The organism is Bacillus salipaludis (assembly GCF_004358205.1).
Window position 1 is genome coordinate 247,564 of the sequence record NZ_SMYO01000005.1, and the last position, 24,511, is coordinate 272,074.

Below are 24,511 nucleotides of genomic sequence, written 5' to 3' on the forward strand. Positions count from 1 at the left end.
TCTTTTATTAGACATGACAACGAGGGAGTGGAGAAAAAGTGAAGGTAGGTTTCTTAGGACCAAAGGCAACGTTCACCGAAATTGCGGTGATGAGTGTTTTTTCAGAAGATGAGCTTGAACCGTTCCGGACGATTCCGGAATGCATGGATGCGGTTGCCGATGACAGAGTAGAGTTAGCGGTTGTTCCAATTGAAAATGCTCTTGAGGGTTCTGTAAATATTACTTTGGATTATTTAACCAGGGTAGTGGATATCCCGATTGTCGGGGAAATTACCATTCCGATTAAACAGCATTTTATGGTACATCCTTCGAATCAGGAGCATTGGCAGGATATAAAGCATATTTACAGCCATTCCCATGCCATTGCCCAGTGTCATAAGTTTTTACATACGCAGTTTAAGGGTGTTCCATTTGAAAGTGTAACATCGACGGCTGCGGCGGCAAAAATGGTAATGGACCATCCGGAATGGCAGGCAGCAGCGATTGCCAATGAGTTAGCTGCAAAAGAATATGGACTGCAGATTGTTCAAAGAAACATTCATGATTTTAACTTTAATCAAACGAGCTTTTTTATTCTTTCGAATAAAGATATGGATTTACCGTTAATGGAAGCAGCGAATGCTACCTACAAAACGACGATTATGGTGACTCTTCCTGCAGACCATGCCGGAGCGCTCCATCAGGTGCTATCTGCTTTTGCCTGGAGGAAATTAAACCTTTCGAAAATTGAATCGAGACCGATGAAGACCGGAATCGGCAATTACTTTTTCATTATTGATATCGAAATGAAGCTTGATGAGGTGTTGATTCCTGGAGCAATGGCGGAGTTAGAGGCACTTGGCTGCGGTGTAAAGATTTTAGGAAGCTATCCTTCGTTGATGGTGGAGTTGGATTAGGTAGCTTGTGAATTTTCAGAGTTTTAAAAAAAGGATCCGGGAACATGTTTCCGGGTCCTTTTAAGATTCCATTAAAAAGCCTTCACGTTTTAAGGCTGCTTCTGCTTCGTCAAGTGTCTTTTCACTTGGAGCTGAAATGGTATGAAGATGGATGCCGTCGGTTAATTCCGACAATAATGCTGCTTTGGTCGATTTCAGGTTTTCGATAAATTGTTTGACTTCCTTGCGGTTTGAAACCATTACGGATGCCGTTAAATCCCCGTATATCGCATGTTCGATTTTAACATCCTTGACCAATACACCAAGGTCCACCAACAGGTTGAGCTCCTTTTCAGTATCTTCCGGTTTATGAAAAGAGGGAATTGTTCTTTCAAATGCAGTGTTTCCGGCATTTTGATGTAAATATAGGTAGCCTTGGCTTGTGGCGATAATTGGTTCATTTTTTGCCTTGAGAAGGGTAATATCTCCAACGATGACCTGCCTGCTGACGTTTGTCCGGTTAGCTAAATCACTGCCAGTCAGTGGCTCAGTACTTTCTTTAAGCAGTTGAAGGATCAGGGTTCGCCGTTCCTCCCCTAAGATTTTCTTTTGCTCCATACAAGACCTCCTAGAAATTTCAAAGGGTTTACTATTTTGGGTTGTTAGTCCTTAAACCCTGAAATAGTAAGCCCATCAACCTAATATTTATCGTTTTTAGCATAACATAATTTACTCTTTTTAAATAACTACAGTGCCTTTATATTCCTTAACAATCCCAACGAGCGCTTCCCCAAGCTTCAAAACATCCTCTATGCTTGTTGACCGTCCAAATGATATCCGAATAAATTCCTTCGCTTGCCCGTCGCTAACTTCCAAAGCCTTCATCACCTTCGATGGGGACTGCATCCCCACTTGGCAGGCACTTCCGGTAGAAATCGCAAATCCGAGACGATTACATTCTAACATCACCCATTGCCCCTCAATCCCTGCAATTCGAAGACCAATAATTGAAGGCAGCTGAGCACCCTCCGCCTCAAAAAACTGAACCCATTGCTGAATCGGATTAAGTGCTTCTAGTAATGCCGTCCGGAGCCCCACATAATGATGATAAGTTTCCGAAATAGAAGGAAATATTAATTGAGCAGCTGCCGTCATGGATGCAACTCCAGGTACGTTAACCGTCCCAGGTCTTAACCCTTTCTCATGTGAGCCCCCTGGGAAAAAGGGTTGCCAAGAAATGCTGGGATCAATATAAACGCCCCCAACTCCTTTTGGACCATAAATTTTATGCCCGGAAAAAGAAAAGCTGCTGACTTGCGGTGCCAACGTACTAATATTGATTTTTCCAAATGACTGAACAAAATCACTGTGAAAATGAATATTCTTTTCCTTGCAAATGTGTGCAATTTTTTCAATTGGCTGGATGGTACCAATTTCCGAATTTACATGCTGAATCGTGATTAACACTGTATCTGGCCTGATTGCATCTACGAGTTTCTGGAGATCAATCAATCCAGATGACTGAAAGGGAAGGAAGGTTATTTCATACCCTAATGCCTTGAGACGATTTAAAGCACCATGAATCGATGAATGTTCTGCCACACCTGAAATAATATGTTTTCCTTGTTTTTTAGGAGCGGACAATAAAGCTTCGATTGCTAAAAAATTGCTTTCCGACCCGCCGCTTGTAAAAAATAACCCGTGTTTATCGACATTTACTAGATTGGCCAACTCTTCCCGGCAGTTTTCAAGCAGTGCTGAGGAGTTGCCGCCGATGTCATGGAGGCTGCTGGAATTCCCAAAAAACTCTGTAGCTGCTTGAACGTAAACCTCGGCTGCTTCCGGATCGATAGGCGTTGTCGCTGCATAATCAAAATAAATCATTCTCGGATTCTCCTAACCTTAAAAAATACTTGATATTAGTGTAAATCTGTGTAAATATATATGTCAAGACACCTGTAAAACCAGGAGGGTCAAAATATGACTTATACTGATGTGTTAATTATTGGAAGCGGAGTAGCAGCTTTACAGCTGGCAGTCCGTTTAAATAAGGAATTAAATGTGAGAATTATCACAAAGTCAAAAATTAGGACGGCGAATTCTTACTTGGCCCAAGGGGGGATTGCAGCTGCACTTGGTGACAACGATCATCCTGACAAGCATTTTATGGACACGCTTGAAGCGGGGAGATTTCATAATCATCCGGAAACGGTGCAAGAAATCATCAACGCTGCTCCCAAGTTGATTAGAAATCTTTCAAGTCAAAGTGATGTATTTGACAGGGATCAAAATGGTGAGTTACTTCTAGGAATGGAAGGGGCCCACTGTGAAAAAAGAATTGTTCACGGTGGCGGGGATGCAACAGGAAAAAACGTCATGGAACATCTTATCAGCATGGTAAAAGAAAATGTCCAAATTGAAGAAAATACCTTCGCATTTGAATTAATTATAAAAAATAAACGTTGTATGGGTGTCAAAGCGAAAAAATTAAATGGATACATTGAGCACTACTACGCCAGCCATGTAATCCTGGCAACGGGAGGCTGCGGTCAGCTTTATCCGTACACTTCCAATGCTGAAACCGTCAGCGGCGATGGGATTGCTATGGCGTATTTAGCGGGTGCTGAAATTGTAGATATGGAATTTATCCAGTTTCATCCCACGCTTTTATATATCAATGGTGAAACAAAAGGGTTAATATCTGAAGCCGTACGTGGTGAAGGTGCCATTTTGGTTACAGAAGATGGAAGTCCCATCATGGAAGGAATCCATCCTTTAAAAGACCTGGCACCAAGGCATGTTGTTTCGCAAACCATTTATAGCTATCTCAAACAGGGTGTGAAAATTTATTTAGATATAAGTAAAATTAGCAATTTCAAAAATAGATTTCCAACCATTACTTCGAATTGTGAGGAAAACGGAATTGCCATTTCTGAAGGTAGAATCCCAGTGGCACCGGGAAGTCATTTTTTAATGGGAGGTATCAAAACCGATCTCATTGGACGTACCTCGATTGAAGGTCTCTATGCCATTGGCGAGGCGGCTTGTACCGGTCTTCATGGGGCGAACCGTTTAGCAAGCAATTCTTTGTTAGAAGGTTTATTTCAAGGGGAAAAACTTTCAGCTTGGCTGAATAAGGCAAAAATGGAATTGCCTGAACCAAAATACTCTCATTATTCAACAACAAGCACAGAGATGTTAAAACTTCCGGATGTCCAGATCTTAAAAGAACGGATGATGGAACGAGTCGGAATTGTCCGAAATGAACTCGATTTGAAAAAACAAAAAGATTGGCTGAATCAATGGGAAACAGTTGATCAATTAGACTCATACAGCATGGAAGACATAAACAAAATCTTTATGCTGACGATTGCAAAACTCATCACGGACTCGGCATTAAGAAGAACGGAAAGCCGCGGCGGTCACTACCGAAGTGATTACCCATATGAGGATGAAATAAATTGGTTAAAGAAATCAATCATTCAAAAACGGGAAGTGGAGAAGAAAAATGAACACATTGAAACTGCGCTCGCAACTTGAACAATTTTTTATAGAAGATATTGGAGAACAGGACATCACAACCGATTTAATTTTTTCGAACAATACCAATGGGGAAATTGTCTTCTTATCAAAAGATAACGGAATTTTTTGCGGAGAAGAAATCATCCGAACCGGCTTTCAGGTATTAAACCCACAACTCACAACTCAAGTTTTTGTAAGGGATGGCGAGGCCATTGAAAAAGGGCAGCAGCTCGCAACTGTCACTGGAAAAATTGCAGACCTATTAAAAGGTGAGAGGGTTGTTCTAAATTTGCTCCAGCGGATGAGTGGAATTGCCACCTTAACAAAGAACGCAGTAACAACGCTGGGCAGCACTCATACAAAACTATGTGACACAAGAAAGACAACACCGGGACTTAGAATGTTTGAAAAATATGCGGTTCGCTGTGGCGGCGGCTACAATCACCGCTATGGATTATACGACGGAATTATGATCAAAGATAACCATATTTCCTTTGCAGGATCCATTACAAAGGCTGTTGAAGTAGCAAGAGAAAAGGCCGGTCATATGGTAAAGATCGAAGTCGAGGTAGAAACGGAAGAACAGGTAATCGAAGCGGTAAATGCTAAGGCGGATATCATTATGTTTGATAACCGTACCCCTGAAGAAATCAAGGAATTAATTAAATTGGTACCGCCTGGAACCATTACCGAAGCTTCCGGTGGAATTCAATTAAGTAACCTGGCATCCTTTCAGGATACTGGTGTGGATTATATTTCTTTGGGCTTTTTAACCCATTCGTATAAAGCGCTTGATATCAGTGTAAAAGTAAAATGGAACTAAGGGGTGGAATAAGATGAGCATTCTAGCAGCCTTACAAAAAAACCGAATGATACCGGAAATTTATAAACAAATGTCAAGAGAAGCATTGGAAGAACGGGTACGTGAAGTAAAAAATAAGCTGGGATCAAAATTGTTTATCCCGGGACATCATTATCAAAAGGATGAGGTTATTCAGTTTGCCGATGCTACTGGCGATTCTTTAAAACTGGCTCAGCTTTCAGCTGAAAATAAGGAAGCAGAGTTTATTGTTTTTTGCGGTGTTCATTTTATGGCAGAAACAGCCGATATTTTGACAAGCGAGCAGCAAAAGGTATTTTTACCAGATATGAGGGCTGGCTGTTCGATGGCGGACATGGCGGATCTTCAGCAAACGGAGCAGGCTTGGGAGAAGCTCGGGGAGATTTTTGGAGACACGATTCTTCCATTAACCTATGTAAATTCAACAGCGGCTATTAAATCTTTTGTTGGAGCACATGGCGGGGCAACTGTTACCTCTTCCAATGCACATACAATGGTAAAATGGGCTTTCACTCAGAAGGAGCGGATTCTATTCCTTCCTGATCAGCATTTAGGAAGGAATACGGCTTTTGATTTAGGTATTGATTTAGATGATATGGCTATTTGGAACCCAATTACAAACACACTGGAATATGAAGGTGATGTTTCAAGTATTAAGGTCATTCTTTGGAAGGGGCATTGCTCCGTACATGAGAATTTCACGGTTAAAAATGTTATTGACGTAAGGTATCAACATCCAAAAATGAAGATTATTGTTCACCCGGAATGCCGCAGAGAAGTTGTGGAACTGTCAGATATGGCCGGATCAACAAGTTATATTATCAAGGCTATTGAAAATGCAGAACCTGGAACTGAATGGGCAATTGGGACAGAAATGAATCTTGTAAACCGAATTATTCACGATCATCCGGATAAAAAAATAATTTCGCTTAATCCTCATATGTGTCCGTGTCTTACAATGAATCGGATTGATTTGCCACATTTAGTCTGGAGCCTTGATACCTTAGAGGATGCATCTAATCATAATCTTATTAAGGTGGATGCAGAAATTGCCGAGAATGCAAAATTAGCTTTAGAAAGAATGCTAGCAAATTCATAAATAACTGTTAAAAGGGATGCATTTTTAAAATGTATCTCTTTTTTTATATAGAAGAATTTATCAGCAAACCGAGCCGCTTTATCAGCGGATTGAAGAGATTTATCAGCGAATCGAGGCACTTTATCAGCGAATCGAAAAAATCCATCAAATCAACATCTATAAAATAATTCATCAGGGTCCAACTCATATTTTTCCCAAAAAAAGCATATGTTTTTGTGAAGAATGATAGCACTTTGCCCATTTCCACATAGACTATATGGACTTATGCATAGGAGGGAAATCAGAGTGAAGATCCATATCGTACAGAAAGGGGATACTCTTTGGAAGATCGCCAAGAAGTACGGCGTGAATTTTGAAGAGCTGAAAAAGATGAATTCCCAGCTCAGCAACCCTGATATGATTATGCCCGGTATGAAAGTGAAAGTCCCGACAACAGGGGGAATGGTAAAGAAAGAAGCACCTGTAGGGAAACCGGAAGCTGCCATCAATTTAGGAGCTAAGAAGGAAATGCCGCTTGTTGAACACCCATTTGCCAAGGAAAAGCCTATAGCGAAAGAAATGCCGATTAAAGAAATGCCAATTAAAGAAATGCCAATTAAAGAAATGCCGATTAAGGAAGTTCCAATAAAAGAACAGCCAATTATTAAGGAAGCACCAAAAGTACCTTATACTCCAAAAATGCCTCTCCCAGTTGTCCCAGAAATCGATATTAATAATTATTATATGACAAACATGACAAATATGACGGTAAAACCGGAGTTGCCGCCAAAACCGGCAAATATTTTACCCGAAATAAAGGAAGTACCGAAAAAAGAAGTACCTGTACTTCCACCTATGGAGGCACCAGTTGAGCAGCCATGTGTTCCGATCACACCTGTTATGCCTGGACCAGGATTCTGCCCACCAATGGAATTCTACCCGCAGCCATATATGCCATATCAACATGGTGGCGGCTATCCGGGGACGCTAGATGGCTATGCAGGTATGCATGGTGGTTATCCAGTAAATCCGGGTGCCTATCCAGGAGCACCTGGTGTTGGTGCCTATCCAGGAGCACCTGGTGTTGGTGCCTATCCAGGAGCACCTGGTGTTGGTGCCTATCCAGGAGCACCTGGTGTTGGTGCCTATCCAGGAGCACCTGGAGTCGGAGCCTATCCAGGCGCATTCCCAGCACCTGGTATGGCACCAACTGTTGCAGGAGCATCCTTTGCACCGCATTTTGCTGATGAATCCTCATCCTTTATGCCGCATATGCCGGTTATGAACCCGGGCTATAATCCGGGAGCAGTGATGGGAGCACAAAATCCTGCCCAATATCCGGTAGGAGGTTACCCGCAAATGCTTGCAGGACCAGCTGCACCGACTGGTTATCCTGAAGGGTTTCCAGGGGCAGGAACAGCAGGATACCCAGCTGGACCGGCAGGATTTCAAGGGGCACCCGTAGGGTATGAGGGTTACCCTGGAGGCATGCCTGGAGGATTTCAAGGGGCACCTGCAGGATATGAGGGTTACCCTGGAGGCATGCCCGGGGGATACCAAGGAGCACCTGTAGGATATCCTGAGGCTTATCCGGGTGGAATGCCGCCTGGATATCAAGGAAGACCGGCAGGATATCCTGAGGGGTACCCGGGGGGAATACAGGCAGGTTACCCGCAGGCCGGATATAGTGCTGGGCCACAGGGGGGCTATCCGGGAGAATATCCGACCGCGCAGGGTGCAGTTAATCCCGCTTCAGGAGGAGCACCATACAACCCAGGATCGCCATACGGGCAAACCCCTTACGGATACCCGCCAATGGGATCTGCTTTTGAATCACCGGAAATGACAGGAGCACCAGGTGGTATTCCTGCGAGAGCGGGAGGGGATTGTGGATGCGGCGGACCGGCCAAGGGTGCAGTAACAAATTTCGTCCCATCTACTCCACCTATCTATAGTGCACCCTATACTGGACCAGTCAATGTCGCGCAGCCACCGTATATGAATCCTTATGGGATTGGGCCAGAAGGAGCAGGTGCCTACGGGATGCCCCGATTTGATGAGAGCAATGACGAGAACTAACAAAAAGGGAGACGATGCATATTTGGATCGTCTCTTCTCTTATTTTCAATCAAAGTTCCAAGAAAAAATTAAGCAATTTGTTCCTATACGAAAGAAAGTTTTTTACGTAAAAACGAAAAAAAATATCTATATCATCAAAGGTTACCGCTCAAATAGAAGACTGAAACTGCAGGAAACTTTTACAACAACTTTAAAAAATGAGGGATTTAGCAAAACCTATCTGTATGTCCAGCCTGTCAAAGAACCCCTTTATTTTGAAGGTACCCATTATGGCGTGATCGAATATATAGAACCACATAAAACCAACTTTTCGTATAATTCGAAAGAAAATATTATCGAGGGTTTAAAGCTATTAGAAGAATTTCACAAGGTCACCGCAGCCTTCGAGATACGTTATCGGACTTTAATTTCGAAGGGAGATCTGGTTGGGAAATTTCAGGAGCGTTCGTCCATCTTTATAAATAATCTTCCCGTTTTAGAGTATTTAATAAGCCAATCCTATCTTACTGAAATGTTAGAATGGGCTAAATGGTCATTGGACGGAATTTCCGCAAATCATACTTTTTTTGAAAAAGAACCTTTTGTCATCCTTCATGGGGATGTAGCGCACCATAATTTCTTACGCGATGCCTCCGGGGCTTTAAATTTAATTGATTTTGATTTAATTCAAGTTGGCCCTGATGTCCTAGACTATTTACAATATGCAAACCGGATTCTGCCATACTTGGAATGGTCCTTCGAGCGGCTTTATGAGTTTGAACCATTTCAAAAGTTTTTAAAGGAAAAAGCCTTTTTATATGCCTTGGCCTACCCTTCCGATATTTTTCGTGAATGGAACCGTTTAATCAGGGAAAATTCTCATATAAAACCCTCTAAAACAAAGTATGTATTGGAATTAACAATCAATCAATTTCATTTACGCAGGAAGTTTTTCAATGAGCTAAAAAAAATGGTTAAATAGATGCTTCCGCTTTCTGGCAGAATGAAAATCCCTTCTGAGAACAACCTAAGAATGAGCATATTTCCCTATGCTCATGATGTTCTTTGAGGGGGTTTTTCGCTTGAACAAGAAACCGTGGATGATTCCTCTATCTGCCTTATGTATTATGGGGCTGGCAGGTTGTGCAAATTCTGATCGAGCTGGTGTAAATAACAACAATGATAATAACGTAGCACGTCCAATGGGGTATTACTCAAATGAAAAACATCCAAATAATAACAATGGATTTCTTATCGATAACGATGGACCACTGACGGAAATGATGGATCATACGCTTGGGGATGAGGGGAACTATCAAAGGGATCAACGGAGACAGCTGCTCCAGACAAGGGATGAAAATGGAAACCCTCCGAATCCAACCAAACCTCTTGCGAACCATGATCATAATCTTTTCATGAGAGACAATCGATTTAGTACGGGAGATGTGAATTACCACAATCACTTAAATGTGAAGTACAGCGGCAATGATGCTGCCCATGATTCGGCAACACTTGGAAGAATCACCAATCAGATCAAGCAAAAGGCAGAATCAGTAAATAATGTACAAAACGTTCATTCAGTCATCTATGGTAATTCGGTCATGATTGCGATTGATTTAGTTGATCATAGCCGTGCAGCCGAGACGAAAAAAGCGGTTCAAAAAGCTGTAAAACCATATGTGAACGGTAAAAAGGTGTCGGTCATCACTGATGAAGGAACGATTAGTCGCGATCGTAACACGACAAATGAACTCCTTGAAGGTAAACAAATACCTTGATGAAAAAGGGTAAAGCTGCGGGCTTTACCCCTTTTTCATTTGTTAAGGATAAAAAGGCAAAAAAAGGCTAAACTAGAACTGTATGAATAAAAAGAAGAGGTGATTTGCATGAAGTTCAAATGGATGGTAATGGCTGGTTTCTTCGCTGTTATTTTGGGAATGGCCCCTGGTATGGACATGACAGGATCCGCCGCACAACAAGATCGCCATCTTGAACAGCAAACGAAGGAGCCTCTGAAATTAAAGGTTACTTTACAAAGGGTTTATTTGGATGGCGAGCTGAGCGAGGAAGTAGTTCAGGAAATAAGCTGGTCACCTGAAAATTTTTGGGCGAAATACGATCAATGGCAACTGATTACAAGAGATGGAGAAAATTTAGTTTTTCGTAAAAACGTAGACGATATTTCACCATTGTTAAAGGCAAACGGTTACTTCGGCATTACCAATGAAGGGGTATTGACCATTTTTAACGGCAGACCGGGCCAATCTAGAATAATTCAATCTTTTTTTCAAATAGATATTAGGAAACTCGAAAGCAAAAAGCAAGAAGAGCTCCTGCAGGGAATCCCTATCAAAACAAAGGATCGTTACGTAGAAGTTTTAGAAACCTTTAGGCACTACTCGACTGAGGCAGCCTCAAAAAATTAATGAGTCGAACATAAATTCAGACTGATGTCATTAATCAGCCTGTTTTTTTTCGTAAAAATTAAACTTTGTCATATTAAATGATTTCTGTCAGCGGAAAATTGTCTCCTATCAGCGTAACGAATGATCTAATCAGCGAAAAATTGTCTTCTATCAGCGTAACGAATGATCTAATCAGCGAAAAATTGTCTCCTATCAGCGTAACGAACGATCCAATCAGCGAAAATCATTCCCAATCAGCGAAACCAACCATCCAATCAGCGAAACCAAAATCCCACTAAGGAAAACGGGTTATTTTCTTCAACACCCCCAAAATTTTATGTTAAAATGAAGTTTAGTCCAAACTTGGGGAGAGAAGATCATTGTTTGAATTTATTAAAGGGACCGTTGAATTTGTCGGTCCGGAATATATCGTCATCGAAAATGGCGGAATCGGGTATCAAATATCAACCCCTAACCCGTTTATATACTCCGGCAAAATGGAAACGATGGTAACAGTATATACTTACCATTACGTCCGTGAAGATATCATGGCCTTATACGGCTTTACTACAAGGGAAGAAAAAAGACTTTTTACAAAATTATTAAATGTTTCCGGGATTGGACCGAAAGGGGCGCTTGCCATACTTGCCTCCGGTGAAGTGCAGCAGGTTGTTTCCGCCGTTGAAAATGAAGACGAAGGCTTTCTTGTTAAATTTCCGGGAGTCGGCAAAAAAACAGCGAGACAGATGATTCTTGATTTAAAAGGGAAATTACAGGATATTGTCCCGGATTACTTTCCGAATTTATTTAATGCCGACCAATTTGCGGCACAGCAGGTACCGGCTGCCAACACTTCCTTAGAAGAAGCAATTCTTGCTCTTAAAGCCCTCGGCTATTCTGAAAAAGAAATCAAGAAGATTTCGCCGGAATTACAAAAAGAAAAACTTTCAACAGATCAATACATTAAAAAAGCCTTGCAACGGCTTTTAAAATAAGGTGATGATTCATGGAGGAAAGAATTATTTCGAGTGAAGCGAATCAGAGCGAAATAAGTTTGGAACAAAGCCTTCGGCCGCAAAACTTAAAGCAATATATCGGTCAAACCCAGGTGAAAGAAAATCTGGAGGTTTTTATTGAGGCAGCGAGACTCCGGAAAGAAACCCTTGATCACGTTCTCTTATACGGACCGCCTGGTTTGGGGAAAACTACACTTGCAGTCATTATCGCCAATGAAATGGGCGTAAACATTCGGACTACTTCAGGACCGGCAATCGAACGCCCGGGTGATTTAGCAGCCATCCTTACAGCTCTTGAACCGGGAGATGTGCTTTTTATTGATGAAATTCACCGGCTTCCGCGCTCAATTGAAGAGGTGCTTTATCCGGCAATGGAGGATTTTTGCCTTGATATTGTCATCGGAAAAGGACCAAGTGCCCGTTCTGTCCGCCTCGATTTACCGCCTTTTACACTTGTCGGTGCGACCACAAGGGCCGGTTCGTTATCGGCGCCACTCCGGGACCGATTTGGAGTTTTAAGCCGTCTCGAGTATTATAAGGAAGACCAATTAAAAAACATTGTCCTTCGCACTGCAGAGTTGTTTCAAACCGATATTGACGAGCAATCGGCGATGGAAATTGCAAGGCGAGCAAGAGGGACCCCAAGGATTGCCAACCGCCTGCTTAGGAGGGTTCGAGACTTTGCTCAGGTAAAAGGAAACGGGACGATACATCTTACACTTGCCATGGAAGCCTTGGACCTACTACAGGTCGACCGGCTTGGACTTGACCATATTGATCATAAATTGCTGAAAGGGATTATTGAAAAATTCCGCGGCGGGCCTGTTGGTCTTGATACAATTGCTGCATCGATAGGGGAAGAGTCAGAAACAATTGAAGATGTGTATGAGCCTTATCTCTTGCAAATTGGTTTTTTACAAAGAACCCCAAGAGGAAGAGTTGTGACCCAGGCTGTGTATGATCATTTTGGCATGGAGGTGCCTGAGAAGTGACCGGTCTATCCAAAGCACTAATGATTATCGGTGCGATTATTTTTATTATTGGTTTCCTTATGCCATATTTGCATTTGGGTAAGCTTCCGGGAGACATTGTCATTAAAAAAGGGAATGCAACCTTCTTTTTCCCGATTGTTTCATCGATTATAGTAAGTATTGTCCTATCATTAATTTTTTACTTCATAGGAAGATTTCGATAAAGTAAGGATGTAATAACATGAAAATAGACTTATTTGATTTTGAATTACCTGAAGAATTGATTGCACAGGTCCCATTGAAAAATCGGACGGACAGCAGATTGATGGTGTTAAATAAAGAAACAGGCGAAATTAAGCATGAGATTTTTAAAAATGTGACTGAGTATTTGCGTGAAGGAGATTGCCTTGTGTTAAACGATACCAAGGTATTGCCTGCACGCCTTTTTGGCGTTAAAAAAGACACTGGTGCCAAAATAGAAGTACTCCTATTAAAACAGCTTGAAGGAAACAAATGGGAAACACTTGTCAAACCCGCAAAAAGAATAAAAGAAGGAACAGAAATTGATTTTGGCGACGGGCTGCTGACTGCGGTATGTACGGAAACCTCTGAGCATGGCGGCCGTGTATTTGATTTCAAGTTTGAGGGGATTTTTTACGAGGTATTGGATCAATTAGGGGAAATGCCACTTCCTCCCTACATTAAGGAGCAATTAGAGGATCGTGACCGTTACCAAACCGTGTATGCACGCGAACTGGGATCCGCAGCTGCACCGACAGCCGGTCTTCATTTTACCGAAGAACTATTGCAAGAAATCAAGGAAAAAGGGGTTCATATTGCATTTATTACCCTTCATGTCGGCCTTGGGACATTTCGTCCTGTAAGTGTGGACGATATCTTGGAGCATGATATGCATTCCGAATATTATATGATGACCGAAGAAACAGCCCAATTATTGAATGATGTGAAAAAGCGCGGAGGAAGAATTATTTCGGTTGGGACCACCTCGACTCGCACACTTGAAACCATTGCGTCAAAAAATGACGGGGAATTTATTACAGGTAGCGGCTGGACGAGTATCTTTATTTATCCGGGATATGAATATAAAGCGATTGACGGGTTGATTACCAATTTCCATTTGCCAAAATCGACCTTAATCATGCTTGTTAGTGCCTTGGCAGGGCGGGAAAATATATTGCATGCCTATAATACAGCCGTCGAAGAGGAATATCGTTTCTTTAGCTTTGGAGATGCGATGCTGATTATCTAGTCAATGGATTAGGAAGGAGAAAAAATTTTGACAGCGATTCGCTATGAATTAATTAAAACATGTAAACAAACAGGGGCACGTCTTGGTCGCGTCCATACACCCCATGGTTCTTTTGATACACCTGCATTTATGCCAGTTGGTACACTTGCAACAGTAAAAACGATGTCACCTGAAGATTTAAAAGAAATGGGTGCTGGAATTATTTTAAGTAATACCTATCATTTATGGCTTCGTCCAGGCCATGAGATTGTTAAGGAAGCCGGCGGCCTTCATAAATTTATGAATTGGGATCGGGCAATTTTAACGGACTCAGGCGGTTTCCAGGTATTCAGCTTAAGTGAATTTCGTAAAATTGAAGAAGAAGGGGTTCATTTCCGCAACCATTTGAATGGAGACAAATTATTTCTATCCCCTGAAAAAGCAATGGAAATCCAAAATGCCCTTGGCTCTGATATCATGATGGCATTTGATGAATGCCCGCCATTTCCGGCGACCTTTGAATACATGAAAAAATCAGTGGAAAGAACTTCAAGATGGGCCGAGCGCTGCTTAAATGCTCATCAACGTCCCGAAGATCAAGGTTTGTTTGGAATTGTTCAAGGCGGAGAATATGAGGAACTAAGGAAGCAAAGTGCGAAAGACCTTGTTTCCCTTGATTTCCCGGGTTATGCAGTCGGCGGTTTGTCGGTTGGTGAACCAAAAGATGTAATGAACCGGGTGTTAGAGTTCACGACACCGTTATTACCAACGAATAAACCGCGCTATTTAATGGGAGTCGGTTCACCTGATTCATTAATTGATGGAGCTATTCGTGGAATTGATATGTTTGATTGCGTCCTGCCAACTAGGATTGCACGAAATGGAACGTTGATGACAAGCGAAGGCAGATTGGTAGTGAAAAATGCGAAATATGCAAGAGATTTTGGTCCGATCGATCCAGATTGTGATTGCTATACATGCCGAAATTACTCGAGAGCCTACATACGTCACTTAATTCGCTGTGAAGAAACGTTTGGAATTCGATTAACTTCTTACCATAATCTCTATTTTCTGTTAAGATTAATGGAGAAGGTCAGACAAGCCATCATGGAAGACAGGCTTGGTGATTTCCGAGAAGAATTTTTTGAACGTTATGGTTTTAATAAACCGGACGCGAAAAATTTCTAATAGATGTTACTTGAAAGGAGGGAAATGTAAATGCAAGGAATTGGTACACTTTTACCATTAATTTTAATGTTTGTGTTGTTTTATTTCTTATTAATTCGCCCACAGCAAAAGCGTCAGAAAAACGTACAAAATATGCAAAGCAGTTTAAAAAAGGGTGATAAGATTGTCACGATTGGCGGCCTTCATGGCTTTATTGATTCCATCGATGACAATAAAGCAGTCATTAAATGTGGAGACGGCAGCCGTCTTACCTATGACCGCTCAGCGATTCGTGAAGTAACGGAAGCGAGCAAAGAAGCTCCAAAAGAAGCTTCAAAAGAAGCTTCAAAAGAAGTTAACCTTGAAAAATAATTGCGGAAAAAAGGAAGCCGATCCATACTAGGCTTCCTTTTTTACATTGAAAAATTTTCATGCTGTTCTGGAATTATTGTTTGTGGCGATATTCACTCCAAGAATGCCGCCCATCATTGCAATCAGTGTATAGCAGGAGTGATAGATAATCTGATCGAAAGAGAATAGTTTATCATAACCTAAGTATTGAAATAAGAAGACGACGAGGGAATAAATTAGGCCTGTTACTCCCCCGATTAACCATCCTTTTTCCTTTCTTTTCCCTCCGGATAGAAATCCGCCGCCAAATAATGCGATAAAGGATAGGGCGGTGACAATGTATTGGAGTGATACTTCCCGTGTGGAGGTAAATTTAAGAATTAACGAAACAATAAGGCTGCTAATTGCTGCAAAAGCGAAGATAAAAATGAGCCCGTATAAAATGGATGTACCAAAGCTTTTTGATTCGATTTCAACTCTCCCCCTTCAATGCCTTATGGCAGTCTATATCATTCCTGTATAAATTCCTTCCATTGGAAGCTATACAGTAACCTTCTTAGTACAAGTTATTCAAAATGGTTGGAAAGTAGAATCAAAAAAATCTGCCTATGCTCATAAACATGGTTGTTGATTTCCGCTCCAATTAACAATAACCTTTAACACAGCCATTTTTTGAATCATTAGTTATTGGGTAATTATTCCACTTGTTATTCCCATTACTTTGCAAATAATAGATTTGAATGTACAAAAAGGGGAGACAAACAGTGGAAGTTTATTTGAATATTGCGTTTCGGACTATTTCTTTATATGTAGTGATTCTTGTGATTTTCCGCTTAATGGGTAAACGGGAAATTGGCGAATTAAGTATCTTGGACTTAGTGGTTTTTATTATGATAGGTGAGATGGCAGTCATTTCAATTGAAAATACGAAAGATCCCTTGACTCATACGATGGTTCCAATGGTCTTATTAATGTTAATTCAAATCTCACTTGCTACGATTTCCTTAAAAAGCAAACGATTTCGGAATTTAGTTGATGGGCAGCCGACCATCATTATAAACCGGGGAAAAATCGATGAACATGCAATGAAAAAACAACGGTATAATTTCGATGATTTAATGGCTCAATTAAGAGAAAAAGATATCCGAAGCATCGCGGATGTTGAATTTGCCATTTTAGAGGCTTCAGGGAATTTGTCAGTAATCGAAAAACTGCAGGATCCTAATAAACCGAATAAAAATGGGGATATTACGATTCCATTAATTATGGATGGTCAGATTGATGAAGAAAATTTAAAAAGAATTAATAAAACCAATCTTTGGCTAAGGCAAGAGCTAAAAAAGAAGGGGCATCATGACATAAAAAAAATTTCCTTTTGCAGCTATGAAAATGGAAAGTTTTTTATTGATTTACAGGATGAATGAGGAAAGCCACGTAAAACCCGTGGCTTTTATTCATTATCGAAAAACTAAGTTGCCAATGATAGGAATTCGTTTGAGTTCCTCTTTTTTTATCAACCCTAGGCCCAAGAGCAGGAGGATATAGAGAATAGAGATCCCCGCAGTAGATATTACCACACGAATGGCTAAAAATTGGTTAATCAGGAAATGTCCAAACAGCCAATAACCACACCAGCCGGAAATCCCCATGGCAATAAACGCTTTTGCATAATCACGAATATAAAAAGAAAAAGCAATTTTCTTTAAGACGGTGGCAAAATGAAGGACCGTTACCAAGACAAAACCAACAATAATTCCTAATGCTGCGCCGGTTATGCCAAAAGAAGGCTGGGAGGCCAGCAAAAAGATAACAGCAGTTTTGACGACTGCCCCGATTAGGCTGTTAATCATCGCAGCTCTTGCTAAATTTAATGCCTGCAAAACGGCTTGAAGCGGACCCTGATAGTAATAAAATAAGAAAAATGGTGCCATTAGACGAATAAAGTATGAACCATTTGATTTACCATACATGATCGTCATTAATGGGTCAGCTAGTACATATAGGATCACAACCGCAAGACCGCCGGATAAAAACGCTAGCTTTAATGCCTGCTGCAGACGGTATTCGATTAATTTATGATTGTTTTGCGAATTAGCCTCACTGATGGCTGGGACTAAGGATGTTGCCAATGAAAACGTAATAAATGAAGGGAGCATTAAAAGAGGCAGCGCATATCCCGTTAAGGCACCATATTGTTTAGTTGCTTCCACTGCCGCCACACCGGCCAGTGCTAAGCTATTGGCCACCACAATCGGTTCAAAAAACCAGGCAACCGAACCAATCATCCTGCTGCCCATCGTTGGTACGGCAATTTCCATTAAATCTTTGAAGGTTTTTTTTCCGGAATAAACAAATTTAAAAAAGTTCCTTCGAAGTCTAAATCGTTTTTTGAGCTTAAATGCAGTCATTAAATAGACAAGGGAAAACAGTTCCCCGATTACCGCCGAAACCATTGCTGCTGCTGCGGCATATTGAATTCCATAAGGGATAAATGCTTTTGTCATAACCGCAATCAAGGTAATTCTCACAAGCTGCTCTAGTATTTGGGAGTTAGCAGACGGACGCATGTTCTGTCTCCCTTGAAAATATCCCCGTAAAACGGAAGATACAGCAATAACCGGAACAACCGGCGCAATTGCAACAAGTGGATAGTAGGTTCTCGGATCTGTGAAAAGCGTTGTTGAAAGAATCGGCGCAAGCAATATTAATGCCGGAGTAAATATAAGAGATAAGGATAGAGTTATGGCAAGTGAAACAACTAATATTTTTTTAATTTCCTTATGATCGCCCCGTGCTTCTGCTTCAGCAATATTTTTCGATATGGCAACAGGCAGCCCGAACTGAGTGATGGTTACTGCCAGAATAAAAGTCGGAAATGCCATCATATAGAGGCCAACGCCCTCTTCTCCAATACTTCTCGCTATTACAATCCGATTAATAAAGCCCAAAACTCTTGTAATTAGGCCCGCTATTAATAGGATGAAAGTCCCTTTTAAAAACTTCGACATTCAACTTCCCACCTTCTCAAAAAAGAAGAATTCATATACAATTAACTATATGCACCAAGGTGGACAAAGCATGACAAGCAGAATTGTTTTTTAGAAAAACTAATGGAATGGGTGACCTTTATGGAGGAGGCAGTTGGGATGGAGAATAGCCACGCATACGATCATTTTCGTACACAGGTAAAGCCGGCATTAGCAAGCAAACTTTCGGAATTTAAGATTCTTGGTTATGATTCGGTTACGGAAAGCAGCTTATGGGGATACTTGCAAAAGAAAAAATGGAAAAAGGTAAAGGATGAAATCTATTTACATGAAATTATCCAGGATATTCTTAAGGTTAAAGTAAGTGATTACATGAGTTTTGCAACGATTGAAGCCTATAAATCACCCGAGTTCTCTCTAGAGAATGAAAATGAGTGGAAGAAACTGTTCAAATAGACTTCCATCTTTACAATGTCTTCATATTTTTGTAAATTGACAGCCTTTCCATATTATCTCATAATGAAGGCAATGGATTTTTCATTATTGTACTAGGCTTGTACGTTAAAGTGCTTTGTCTTATGCCTAAGGAGGAAGAAATACATAATGGTAAAACGCAGTAGAATCCTCGCTTTCCTGCTTATTATTGTACTGCTGGGAAGCACAATGGGAGTCACCACGAAAGATATTTTACACAAAATTAAGCTTGGATTGGACCTTCAGGGCGGCTTTGAAGTTTTATATGAAGTTCAGCCATTGAAAGGACAAAAGATTGACAAAAAGGTTTTGGCTGATACAGCCGAAGCGCTTGATCGACGGATTAACGTCCTTGGTGTTAGTGAGCCGAGTATTCAAACCGAGGGAAATAATCGGATTCGAGTTCAGCTTGCCGGTGTAACCGACCAGAATAAGGCGCGTGAGATATTATCCACACAGGCGAACTTAACGTTTCGTGATGCCAATGACCGCTTAATGATGGATGGGTCTGACCTGAAGCAAGGTGGTGCCAAACAAACCTTTGATGAAAATGGTAAGCCAAGTGTATCCCTGACATTAAAAAGCGCTTCAAAGTTTGCTAAAGTAACAAAACAAGTTCTCGATATGGCACCAAATAATGTTCTTGTTATTTGGTTGGATTTTAATAAAGGGAAAGATTCCTTTAAAACGGAAGTAACGAAAAAAGATCCTAAATACTTATCTGCTCCACGAGTTAGTCAGGTATTTAATCAAGATACCGTTTCCATTGTCGGTGATTTTAAAGTCGAAGAAGCACAAACTCTTGCAAAACTTTTAAACGCCGGCGCCCTGCCTGTAAAACTAAAAGAAGTTTATTCCACTTCAGTAGGAGCCAAATTTGGTGAGCAGGCATTACATGATACCATTTTAGCGGGGATTATCGGGGTTGCGCTGGTCTATCTATTCATGCTTGTATATTATCGTTTTCCAGGTTTTATTGCGATTCTTTCTTTAAGCATTTATATTTATCTGGTCCTCTTGATTTTCGATTGGATGAATGGGGTCTTAACCCTGCCGGGAATTGCGGCTATTATCCTCGGGGTTGGGATGGCCGTCGATGCGAATATCATTACCTTTGAACGGATAAAGGATGAGCTTAAAGTTGGTAAATCCATTAAATCAGCATTTAAGGCTGGTGAAAATCATGCATTTAGGACCATTCTTGATGCCAACTTGACAACGATGTTGACAGCAGCTGTTTTATTTTTCTATGGGACAAGCTCAGTCAAAGGGTTTGCTACAATGTTACTTGTGAGTATTTTTATGAGCTTCTTAACTCAAGTTTATGGATCTCGTCTATTATTAGGTCTTTGGATCCATAGCAGTGTACTGAATAAGAAAATAAGCTGGTTTGGTGTGCGTCCGTCTAAAGTTAAGGATATTGCTGAAAACTATGATACAGTAGATCTCCCAACTAGATATGATAAATTAGATTTCGTAAAAATGAGAAAGACATTCTTCATTTTATCAGGAGTGCTATTTGTTGTAGGTATAATCGTTCTTTCTGTTTTCAGATTGAACTTAAGTATTGACTTTACAAGCGGTACCCGTGTTGAGATTCGATCAAATACTCCTTTGACAACTGCACAAGTTGAAAATGCCTTTACTAAACTTCATTTAAAAACAGATGATGTTACCATTTCTGGTGATAAAAAACAAATGGCCGGCGCAAGAATGATAGGTGTTTTATCTAAAAATGAAATTGCCCATTTAAAAAATGAGTTTAAAAAAGAATTTGGCTCGGAGCCAAATGTCAGCACCGTTTCTCCAACAGTTGGTAAAGAGTTGGCGAAAAATGCCTTTTTATCTGTTTTGATTGCATCCATTGGAATTATTCTATATGTTACAATCAGATTTGAAATGTATATGGCGATTGCGGCTGTGATTTCCTTGCTTCACGATGCGTTCTTTATGGTTGCCTTCTTTAGTATCACTAGACTTGAAGTCGATTTAACCTTTATCGCTGCAGTCTTGACGATTGTTGGTTATTCAAATCACGATACAATTGTAACCTTCGACCGGATTCGTGAAAACCTTCATAAGAAAAAACGTCTCAAAACCGTTCAGGAGATCGCTGAAGTAGTGAACGTAAGTATTCGTCAAACATTAACACGTTCCATTAACACTGTTTTAACTGTATTAATTACCACAGCCGCTTTAATGGTTTTTGGTAGTGCATCGATCCGAAATTTCTCCATTGCATTGTTCGTTGGTCTCATTGTTGGGGTATACTCTTCGCTCTTTATTGCTAGTTCATTATGGTATGTAATGAAATGTAGAGAGTTAAAGAAAAAGGGTGTTATTAAAACAGAAAAAGTAAAGAAAAAGTACACTGATCAACCTCAAGTGTAATAATCGTGAAAAAACCGCAGAAAATCTGCGGTTTTTCTTATACACGCATTTCTGATTGAAACGTTTATTCCACTCCTGTATAATATTAAAGTCTGAGAGGTGACCTTTACGCATGTTAAAGTCAAAAACAAGATGGATTGTTCGAGAGTCCGACCAAGCGAAAACAAAAGAAATCGCAGCTGAATTGAAAATTACACCTCTTGTAGCATCGCTGCTTGTTAACCGCGGATTAGATACCGTCGATTCTGCACGGTTTTTTTTATTTGGCAAGGAACAGTTTCATGACCCTTATCTTTTAAAAGGTATGGACCTTGCTGTAAAAAGAATAAATGAGGCTATAGAAAAACAAGAACCGATCTTAATTTTTGGGGATTATGATGCGGATGGTGTAAGCAGTACGACAGTTTTAATGATCACCCTTCGTGATTTAGGGGCCAATGTTCAATTTTACATTCCAAATCGTTTTACTGAAGGCTATGGCCCGAATGAAAATGCCTTCCGACATGCAGCTGATATTGGAATAAAATTAATCATAACGGTTGATACGGGAATTTCTGCAATACATGAAGCAAACATAGCAAAAGAGCTGGGACTTGATCTCATTATTACTGATCACCATGAACCGGGTCCAATTCTGCCTGAGGCGCTTGCCATAATCCACCCAAAGCTGCCGGATAGCGTTTATCCTTTCCGTGAGCTTGCTGGTGTTGGAGTTGCCTTCAAACTGTCCCATGCACTTTATGGCCGGCTCCCTGAACATTTATTTGAAATAGCAGTCATTGGAACGATTGCAGACTTAGTATCCTTGAAGGACGAAAATCGTCTTATTGCCAAAAAAGGTTTAGAAAACCTTAAAATGACAAATAATATTGGTTTAAAAGCGATTTTTAAATTAGCGGGAGTTGACAATAAGTCGATTAACGAAGAAACCATTGGATTTACTCTTGCGCCGAGAATCAACGCAGTTGGGCGCTTAGAAAATGCCGATTTAGCTGTAGAGCTTCTTCTTTCACAGGATCCTGAAGAGGCTAAAAGTTTGGCCGAGGAAATGGATTCTTTAAATAAATCAAGGCAGTCCATTGTTAATACGATTACAGCTGAAGCCATTGAAGAGGTAGAAAAGAATTATCCGATTGACTCAAATCATGTTCTTGTCATTGGTAAGGAAGGCTGGAATGCAGGTGTAATCGGGATTGTCGCATCCAGATTAGTTGAGAAGTATTATCGACCGACGATTGTTTTGAGTTTTGACAAGGAAAAGGGTCTTGCTAAGGGCTCTGCACGGAGTATTTCGGGTTATGATTTATTTAAAAATCTTTCAACCTGTCGTGAAATACTGCCTCATTTCGGCGGCCATCCAATGGCAGCTGGGATGACACTTACGATTGATGATGTTGCTGAGCTTCGTTCAAGGCTTAATTCTCTGGCTAAGGAGCAACTTTCTGATGCCGACTTTATTCCAGTTACGTATCTGGATCATGAAGTTAGGCTAGAGGACATTAACCTTTCGGCTTTAGATGAATTGAATTTATTATCACCGTTTGGGATGGACAATCCAAAGCCAAAGGTGTTAATTAATGAAGTTGCCATTTCGACAATGAGAAAAATTGGCAGTGATCAGAATCATCTAAAGGTTCTCGTGAGCGAAAATGGTGCGAATCTTGATGGAGTTGGATTCGGATTAGGAACTTTGGTGGACCATATTTCTCCTTCTTCTAAAATTTCATTAATCGGAGAATTATCCATCAATGAGTGGAACAATATCCGAAAACCACAAATTTTCGTCCAAGATATTGCCGTCCGTTCATGGCAATTATTTGACCATCGCGGCGGAAAACGCTTAAGCCATCTTGCCGGTTCCGTACCGAAGGAAAATAGAAAGTTTATTTTGTTTAAAAAGGAACTTTATGAGAAAATAGATTCTGAACTAATTGACGATGTTGTGATTATTGATCATTCCGAAGCGGCAAAGGATTTGGATCTTACTGAAACGAATACGGTTTTAGTTGATTTCCCAACTTCAAAAGAAATCCTCTTTAATTTATTTAGAGGAAAACAGCCTGCAAGGATTTATGCATATCTTTATAAACAATCAAGTGATTTTTTAAGCACTATTCCAACGCGGGATCATTTTAAATGGTTTTATGCCTTTTTGTTAAAGAAAGGGCCGATTGATTTGAGACGACATGGTGATGAAATTGCGAAACACCGTGGATGGTCACAGGAAACAGTCACCTTCATGGCAAAGGTATTTTCCGATTTGGAATTTGTTACAATAACCAATGGATTTATTACATTGAATAAACAAGCGCAAAAGCGTGATTTAACTGACTCAATTACCTATCAAACTAAACAGGCACAACTTTTACTTGAGAAGGATTTATTATTTTCATCTTTTCAGCAATTGAAGGACTGGTTCGACCAGGTCATTCATGAGTCGGTTGAAACTGAGGAGGAAAAGACGAATGGATTTAAAACAATTTATTAGTATCGTCGAAGATTACCCAAAACCAGGAATTAAATTTAAGGATATTACTCCTTTAATGAATAATGGAGAAGCGTATAAATATGCTACGGACCAAATTGTAGCTTATGCCAAAGATAGAGAAATAGACTTGATTGTTGGACCGGAAGCACGCGGGTTTATTATTGGCTGTCCTGTGGCATATTCATTAGGAATAGGCTTTGCACCCGTTCGTAAGGAAGGAAAGCTCCCTAGGGAAACCATTAAGGTTAGCTATGGTTTGGAATATGGAAAAGATGTCCTAACCATCCATCAAGACGCCATTAAACCTGGACAGCGCGTCCTGATTACGGATGATTTACTAGCAACAGGCGGAACGATTGATGCTACCATTCAACTAGTGGAGCAGCTTGGCGGTGTTGTAGCCGGGATTGCCTTTTTAGTCGAATTATCTTATTTGGATGGCCGTAAAAAGCTTGATGGATACGATGTATTAACATTACTTCAGTATTAAATAGGAACGAGGGCACTCAGCAATTGAGTGCTCTCTTCTTATAGGAATTTAGGGCTACATTTACCAAAATGTTTCGACATTTACGGAAAAATTACGTCAATCTCTTTACATCTTCGTGTTTTTTTTCGATAATAGTAACAATCATTCT

General features: G+C 40.6%; 24 protein-coding genes. 20 read left to right on the forward strand and 4 right to left on the reverse strand.

The genetic code is table 11. The features are described from left to right. The first annotated feature begins 38 nt into the window (after positions 1–38). Positions 39–896, forward strand: a complete 858-nt coding sequence (gene pheA / locus E2K98_RS11825) for a prephenate dehydratase (protein WP_133334429.1) — start codon at positions 39–41, stop codon at positions 894–896. Between the two features lie 60 nt (positions 897–956). On the opposite strand, the gene E2K98_RS11830 is transcribed toward pheA, so the two are convergent. Continuing rightward, positions 957–1,493, reverse strand: a complete 537-nt coding sequence (locus tag E2K98_RS11830; protein WP_133334430.1) for a transcription repressor NadR — start codon at positions 1,491–1,493, stop codon at positions 957–959. Between the two features lie 120 nt (positions 1,494–1,613). Further along, a complete protein-coding gene (locus tag E2K98_RS11835; RefSeq protein ID WP_133334431.1) occupies positions 1,614–2,759 on the reverse strand; it encodes an IscS subfamily cysteine desulfurase in 1,146 nt (381 codons plus the stop codon). 96 nt (positions 2,760–2,855) lie between these two features. Between E2K98_RS11835 and nadB the strand changes: the two genes are divergently transcribed. From nadB to yajC, 13 genes are all read left to right on the forward strand, one after another. After that, on the forward strand, positions 2,856–4,415 hold the full coding sequence (gene nadB, locus E2K98_RS11840; RefSeq protein ID WP_133334432.1) for an L-aspartate oxidase: 1,560 nt from the start codon (positions 2,856–2,858) through the stop codon (positions 4,413–4,415). Then, positions 4,384–5,220 (forward strand): carboxylating nicotinate-nucleotide diphosphorylase, encoded by an 837-nt coding sequence (gene nadC, locus E2K98_RS11845; protein WP_133334433.1) that lies wholly within the window; start codon positions 4,384–4,386, stop codon positions 5,218–5,220. The genes nadB and nadC overlap by 32 nt, the downstream gene beginning before the upstream one ends. Before the next feature lie 13 nt (positions 5,221–5,233). Next, a complete protein-coding gene (gene nadA, locus E2K98_RS11850; protein WP_133334434.1) occupies positions 5,234–6,337 on the forward strand; it encodes a quinolinate synthase NadA in 1,104 nt (367 codons plus the stop codon). Between the two features lie 285 nt (positions 6,338–6,622). Then, entirely contained in the window at positions 6,623–8,395 is a 1,773-nt protein-coding gene (gene safA / locus E2K98_RS32240) for a SafA/ExsA family spore coat assembly protein (RefSeq protein ID WP_208025360.1), read from the forward strand. Beyond that, positions 8,373–9,356: a phosphotransferase gene (locus tag E2K98_RS11860; protein ID WP_133334713.1), complete on the forward strand. Its 984-nt coding sequence runs from the start codon at positions 8,373–8,375 to the stop codon at positions 9,354–9,356. Before safA ends, E2K98_RS11860 begins: the two co-directional genes overlap by 23 nt. A 100-nt stretch (positions 9,357–9,456) precedes the next feature. Then, on the forward strand, positions 9,457–10,152 hold the full coding sequence (locus E2K98_RS11865; RefSeq protein ID WP_165976246.1) for a YhcN/YlaJ family sporulation lipoprotein: 696 nt from the start codon (positions 9,457–9,459) through the stop codon (positions 10,150–10,152). A gap of 108 nt (positions 10,153–10,260) precedes the next feature. Beyond that, a complete protein-coding gene (locus tag E2K98_RS11870) occupies positions 10,261–10,800 on the forward strand; it encodes a BofC C-terminal domain-containing protein (RefSeq protein ID WP_133334436.1) in 540 nt (179 codons plus the stop codon). Positions 10,801–11,159: 359 nt separating this feature from the next. Continuing rightward, positions 11,160–11,774, forward strand: coding sequence for a Holliday junction branch migration protein RuvA (gene ruvA, locus E2K98_RS11875; RefSeq protein ID WP_133334437.1), 615 nt, complete (start codon positions 11,160–11,162; stop codon positions 11,772–11,774). An 11-nt stretch (positions 11,775–11,785) separates the two neighbouring features. Beyond that, positions 11,786–12,787 carry a Holliday junction branch migration DNA helicase RuvB gene (gene ruvB, locus E2K98_RS11880; RefSeq protein ID WP_133334438.1) on the forward strand — a complete coding sequence of 334 codons (1,002 nt, stop codon included), beginning with the start codon at positions 11,786–11,788 and terminating at the stop codon, positions 12,785–12,787. Then, positions 12,784–12,990 (forward strand): DUF2905 family protein, encoded by a 207-nt coding sequence (locus E2K98_RS11885; protein ID WP_071353998.1) that lies wholly within the window; start codon positions 12,784–12,786, stop codon positions 12,988–12,990. Before ruvB ends, E2K98_RS11885 begins: the two co-directional genes overlap by 4 nt. A gap of 17 nt (positions 12,991–13,007) precedes the next feature. Further along, positions 13,008–14,036 carry a tRNA preQ1(34) S-adenosylmethionine ribosyltransferase-isomerase QueA gene (queA, locus tag E2K98_RS11890; protein ID WP_133334439.1) on the forward strand — a complete coding sequence of 343 codons (1,029 nt, stop codon included), beginning with the start codon at positions 13,008–13,010 and terminating at the stop codon, positions 14,034–14,036. Between the two features lie 27 nt (positions 14,037–14,063). Continuing rightward, the gene (gene tgt / locus E2K98_RS11895; RefSeq protein WP_133334440.1) at positions 14,064–15,203 is read left to right on the forward strand and encodes a tRNA guanosine(34) transglycosylase Tgt; all 1,140 of its coding nucleotides are present in this window, start codon (positions 14,064–14,066) and stop codon (positions 15,201–15,203) included. A 30-nt stretch (positions 15,204–15,233) separates the two neighbouring features. Beyond that, positions 15,234–15,554, forward strand: coding sequence for a preprotein translocase subunit YajC (gene yajC / locus E2K98_RS11900; RefSeq protein ID WP_133334441.1), 321 nt, complete (start codon positions 15,234–15,236; stop codon positions 15,552–15,554). A 57-nt stretch (positions 15,555–15,611) separates the two neighbouring features. Here the strand turns inward: yajC and E2K98_RS11905 are convergent, their stop codons facing one another. Continuing rightward, positions 15,612–15,956, reverse strand: a complete 345-nt coding sequence (locus E2K98_RS11905; protein WP_235824802.1) for a TIGR04086 family membrane protein — start codon at positions 15,954–15,956, stop codon at positions 15,612–15,614. On the opposite strand from E2K98_RS11905, the gene E2K98_RS31650 reads away from it, so the two are divergent. Next, positions 15,871–16,056 (forward strand): hypothetical protein, encoded by a 186-nt coding sequence (locus E2K98_RS31650; protein WP_235824791.1) that lies wholly within the window; start codon positions 15,871–15,873, stop codon positions 16,054–16,056. The two genes, E2K98_RS11905 and E2K98_RS31650, sit on opposite strands and share 86 nt — an antisense overlap. Before the next feature lie 241 nt (positions 16,057–16,297). Next, on the forward strand, positions 16,298–16,957 hold the full coding sequence (locus tag E2K98_RS11910; protein WP_133334442.1) for a DUF421 domain-containing protein: 660 nt from the start codon (positions 16,298–16,300) through the stop codon (positions 16,955–16,957). A gap of 33 nt (positions 16,958–16,990) precedes the next feature. Here E2K98_RS11910 and spoVB read toward each other — a convergent pair whose 3' ends face one another. Next, positions 16,991–18,541 carry a stage V sporulation protein B gene (spoVB, locus tag E2K98_RS11915; RefSeq protein ID WP_133334443.1) on the reverse strand — a complete coding sequence of 517 codons (1,551 nt, stop codon included), beginning with the start codon at positions 18,539–18,541 and terminating at the stop codon, positions 16,991–16,993. 138 nt (positions 18,542–18,679) lie between these two features. Here spoVB and E2K98_RS11920 point away from each other — a divergent pair, with 138 nt between their 5' ends. The 4 genes from E2K98_RS11920 to E2K98_RS11935 all read left to right on the forward strand — a co-directional run bounded on the left by E2K98_RS11920 (position 18,680) and on the right by E2K98_RS11935 (position 24,363). Next, entirely contained in the window at positions 18,680–18,976 is a 297-nt protein-coding gene (locus E2K98_RS11920) for a post-transcriptional regulator (RefSeq protein ID WP_133334444.1), read from the forward strand. Between the two features lie 147 nt (positions 18,977–19,123). Further along, a complete protein-coding gene (gene secDF / locus E2K98_RS11925) occupies positions 19,124–21,385 on the forward strand; it encodes a protein translocase subunit SecDF (RefSeq protein ID WP_133334445.1) in 2,262 nt (753 codons plus the stop codon). 112 nt (positions 21,386–21,497) lie between these two features. After that, the gene (gene recJ, locus E2K98_RS11930) at positions 21,498–23,873 is read left to right on the forward strand and encodes a single-stranded-DNA-specific exonuclease RecJ (protein ID WP_133334446.1); all 2,376 of its coding nucleotides are present in this window, start codon (positions 21,498–21,500) and stop codon (positions 23,871–23,873) included. Further along, the gene (locus tag E2K98_RS11935; protein WP_133334447.1) at positions 23,851–24,363 is read left to right on the forward strand and encodes an adenine phosphoribosyltransferase; all 513 of its coding nucleotides are present in this window, start codon (positions 23,851–23,853) and stop codon (positions 24,361–24,363) included. The genes recJ and E2K98_RS11935 overlap by 23 nt, the downstream gene beginning before the upstream one ends. The last annotated feature ends 148 nt before the right edge of the window (positions 24,364–24,511 follow it).

Bases quoted from the DNA above. Each gene is read 5' to 3' on its own strand.
- E2K98_RS11860 (WP_133334713.1), top strand. From the start codon at position 8,373: ATGAGAGCAATGACGAGAACTAACAAAAAGGGAGACGATGCATATTTG.
- E2K98_RS11920 (WP_133334444.1), top strand. From the start codon at position 18,680: ATGGAGAATAGCCACGCATACGATCATTTTCGTACACAGGTAAAGCCG.
- E2K98_RS11870 (WP_133334436.1), top strand. From the start codon at position 10,261: ATGAAGTTCAAATGGATGGTAATGGCTGGTTTCTTCGCTGTTATTTTG.
- queA (WP_133334439.1), top strand. From the start codon at position 13,008: ATGAAAATAGACTTATTTGATTTTGAATTACCTGAAGAATTGATTGCA.
- ruvB (WP_133334438.1), top strand. From the start codon at position 11,786: ATGGAGGAAAGAATTATTTCGAGTGAAGCGAATCAGAGCGAAATAAGT.
- E2K98_RS11935 (WP_133334447.1), top strand. From the start codon at position 23,851: ATGGATTTAAAACAATTTATTAGTATCGTCGAAGATTACCCAAAACCA.
- yajC (WP_133334441.1), top strand. From the start codon at position 15,234: ATGCAAGGAATTGGTACACTTTTACCATTAATTTTAATGTTTGTGTTG.
- spoVB (WP_133334443.1), bottom strand. From the start codon at position 18,541: ATGTCGAAGTTTTTAAAAGGGACTTTCATCCTATTAATAGCGGGCCTA.
- nadA (WP_133334434.1), top strand. From the start codon at position 5,234: ATGAGCATTCTAGCAGCCTTACAAAAAAACCGAATGATACCGGAAATT.
- recJ (WP_133334446.1), top strand. From the start codon at position 21,498: ATGTTAAAGTCAAAAACAAGATGGATTGTTCGAGAGTCCGACCAAGCG.
- secDF (WP_133334445.1), top strand. From the start codon at position 19,124: ATGGTAAAACGCAGTAGAATCCTCGCTTTCCTGCTTATTATTGTACTG.
- E2K98_RS11830 (WP_133334430.1), bottom strand. From the start codon at position 1,493: ATGGAGCAAAAGAAAATCTTAGGGGAGGAACGGCGAACCCTGATCCTT.
- E2K98_RS11835 (WP_133334431.1), bottom strand. From the start codon at position 2,759: ATGATTTATTTTGATTATGCAGCGACAACGCCTATCGATCCGGAAGCA.
- nadB (WP_133334432.1), top strand. From the start codon at position 2,856: ATGACTTATACTGATGTGTTAATTATTGGAAGCGGAGTAGCAGCTTTA.
- E2K98_RS31650 (WP_235824791.1), top strand. From the start codon at position 15,871: ATGTATTGGAGTGATACTTCCCGTGTGGAGGTAAATTTAAGAATTAAC.
- nadC (WP_133334433.1), top strand. From the start codon at position 4,384: ATGAACACATTGAAACTGCGCTCGCAACTTGAACAATTTTTTATAGAA.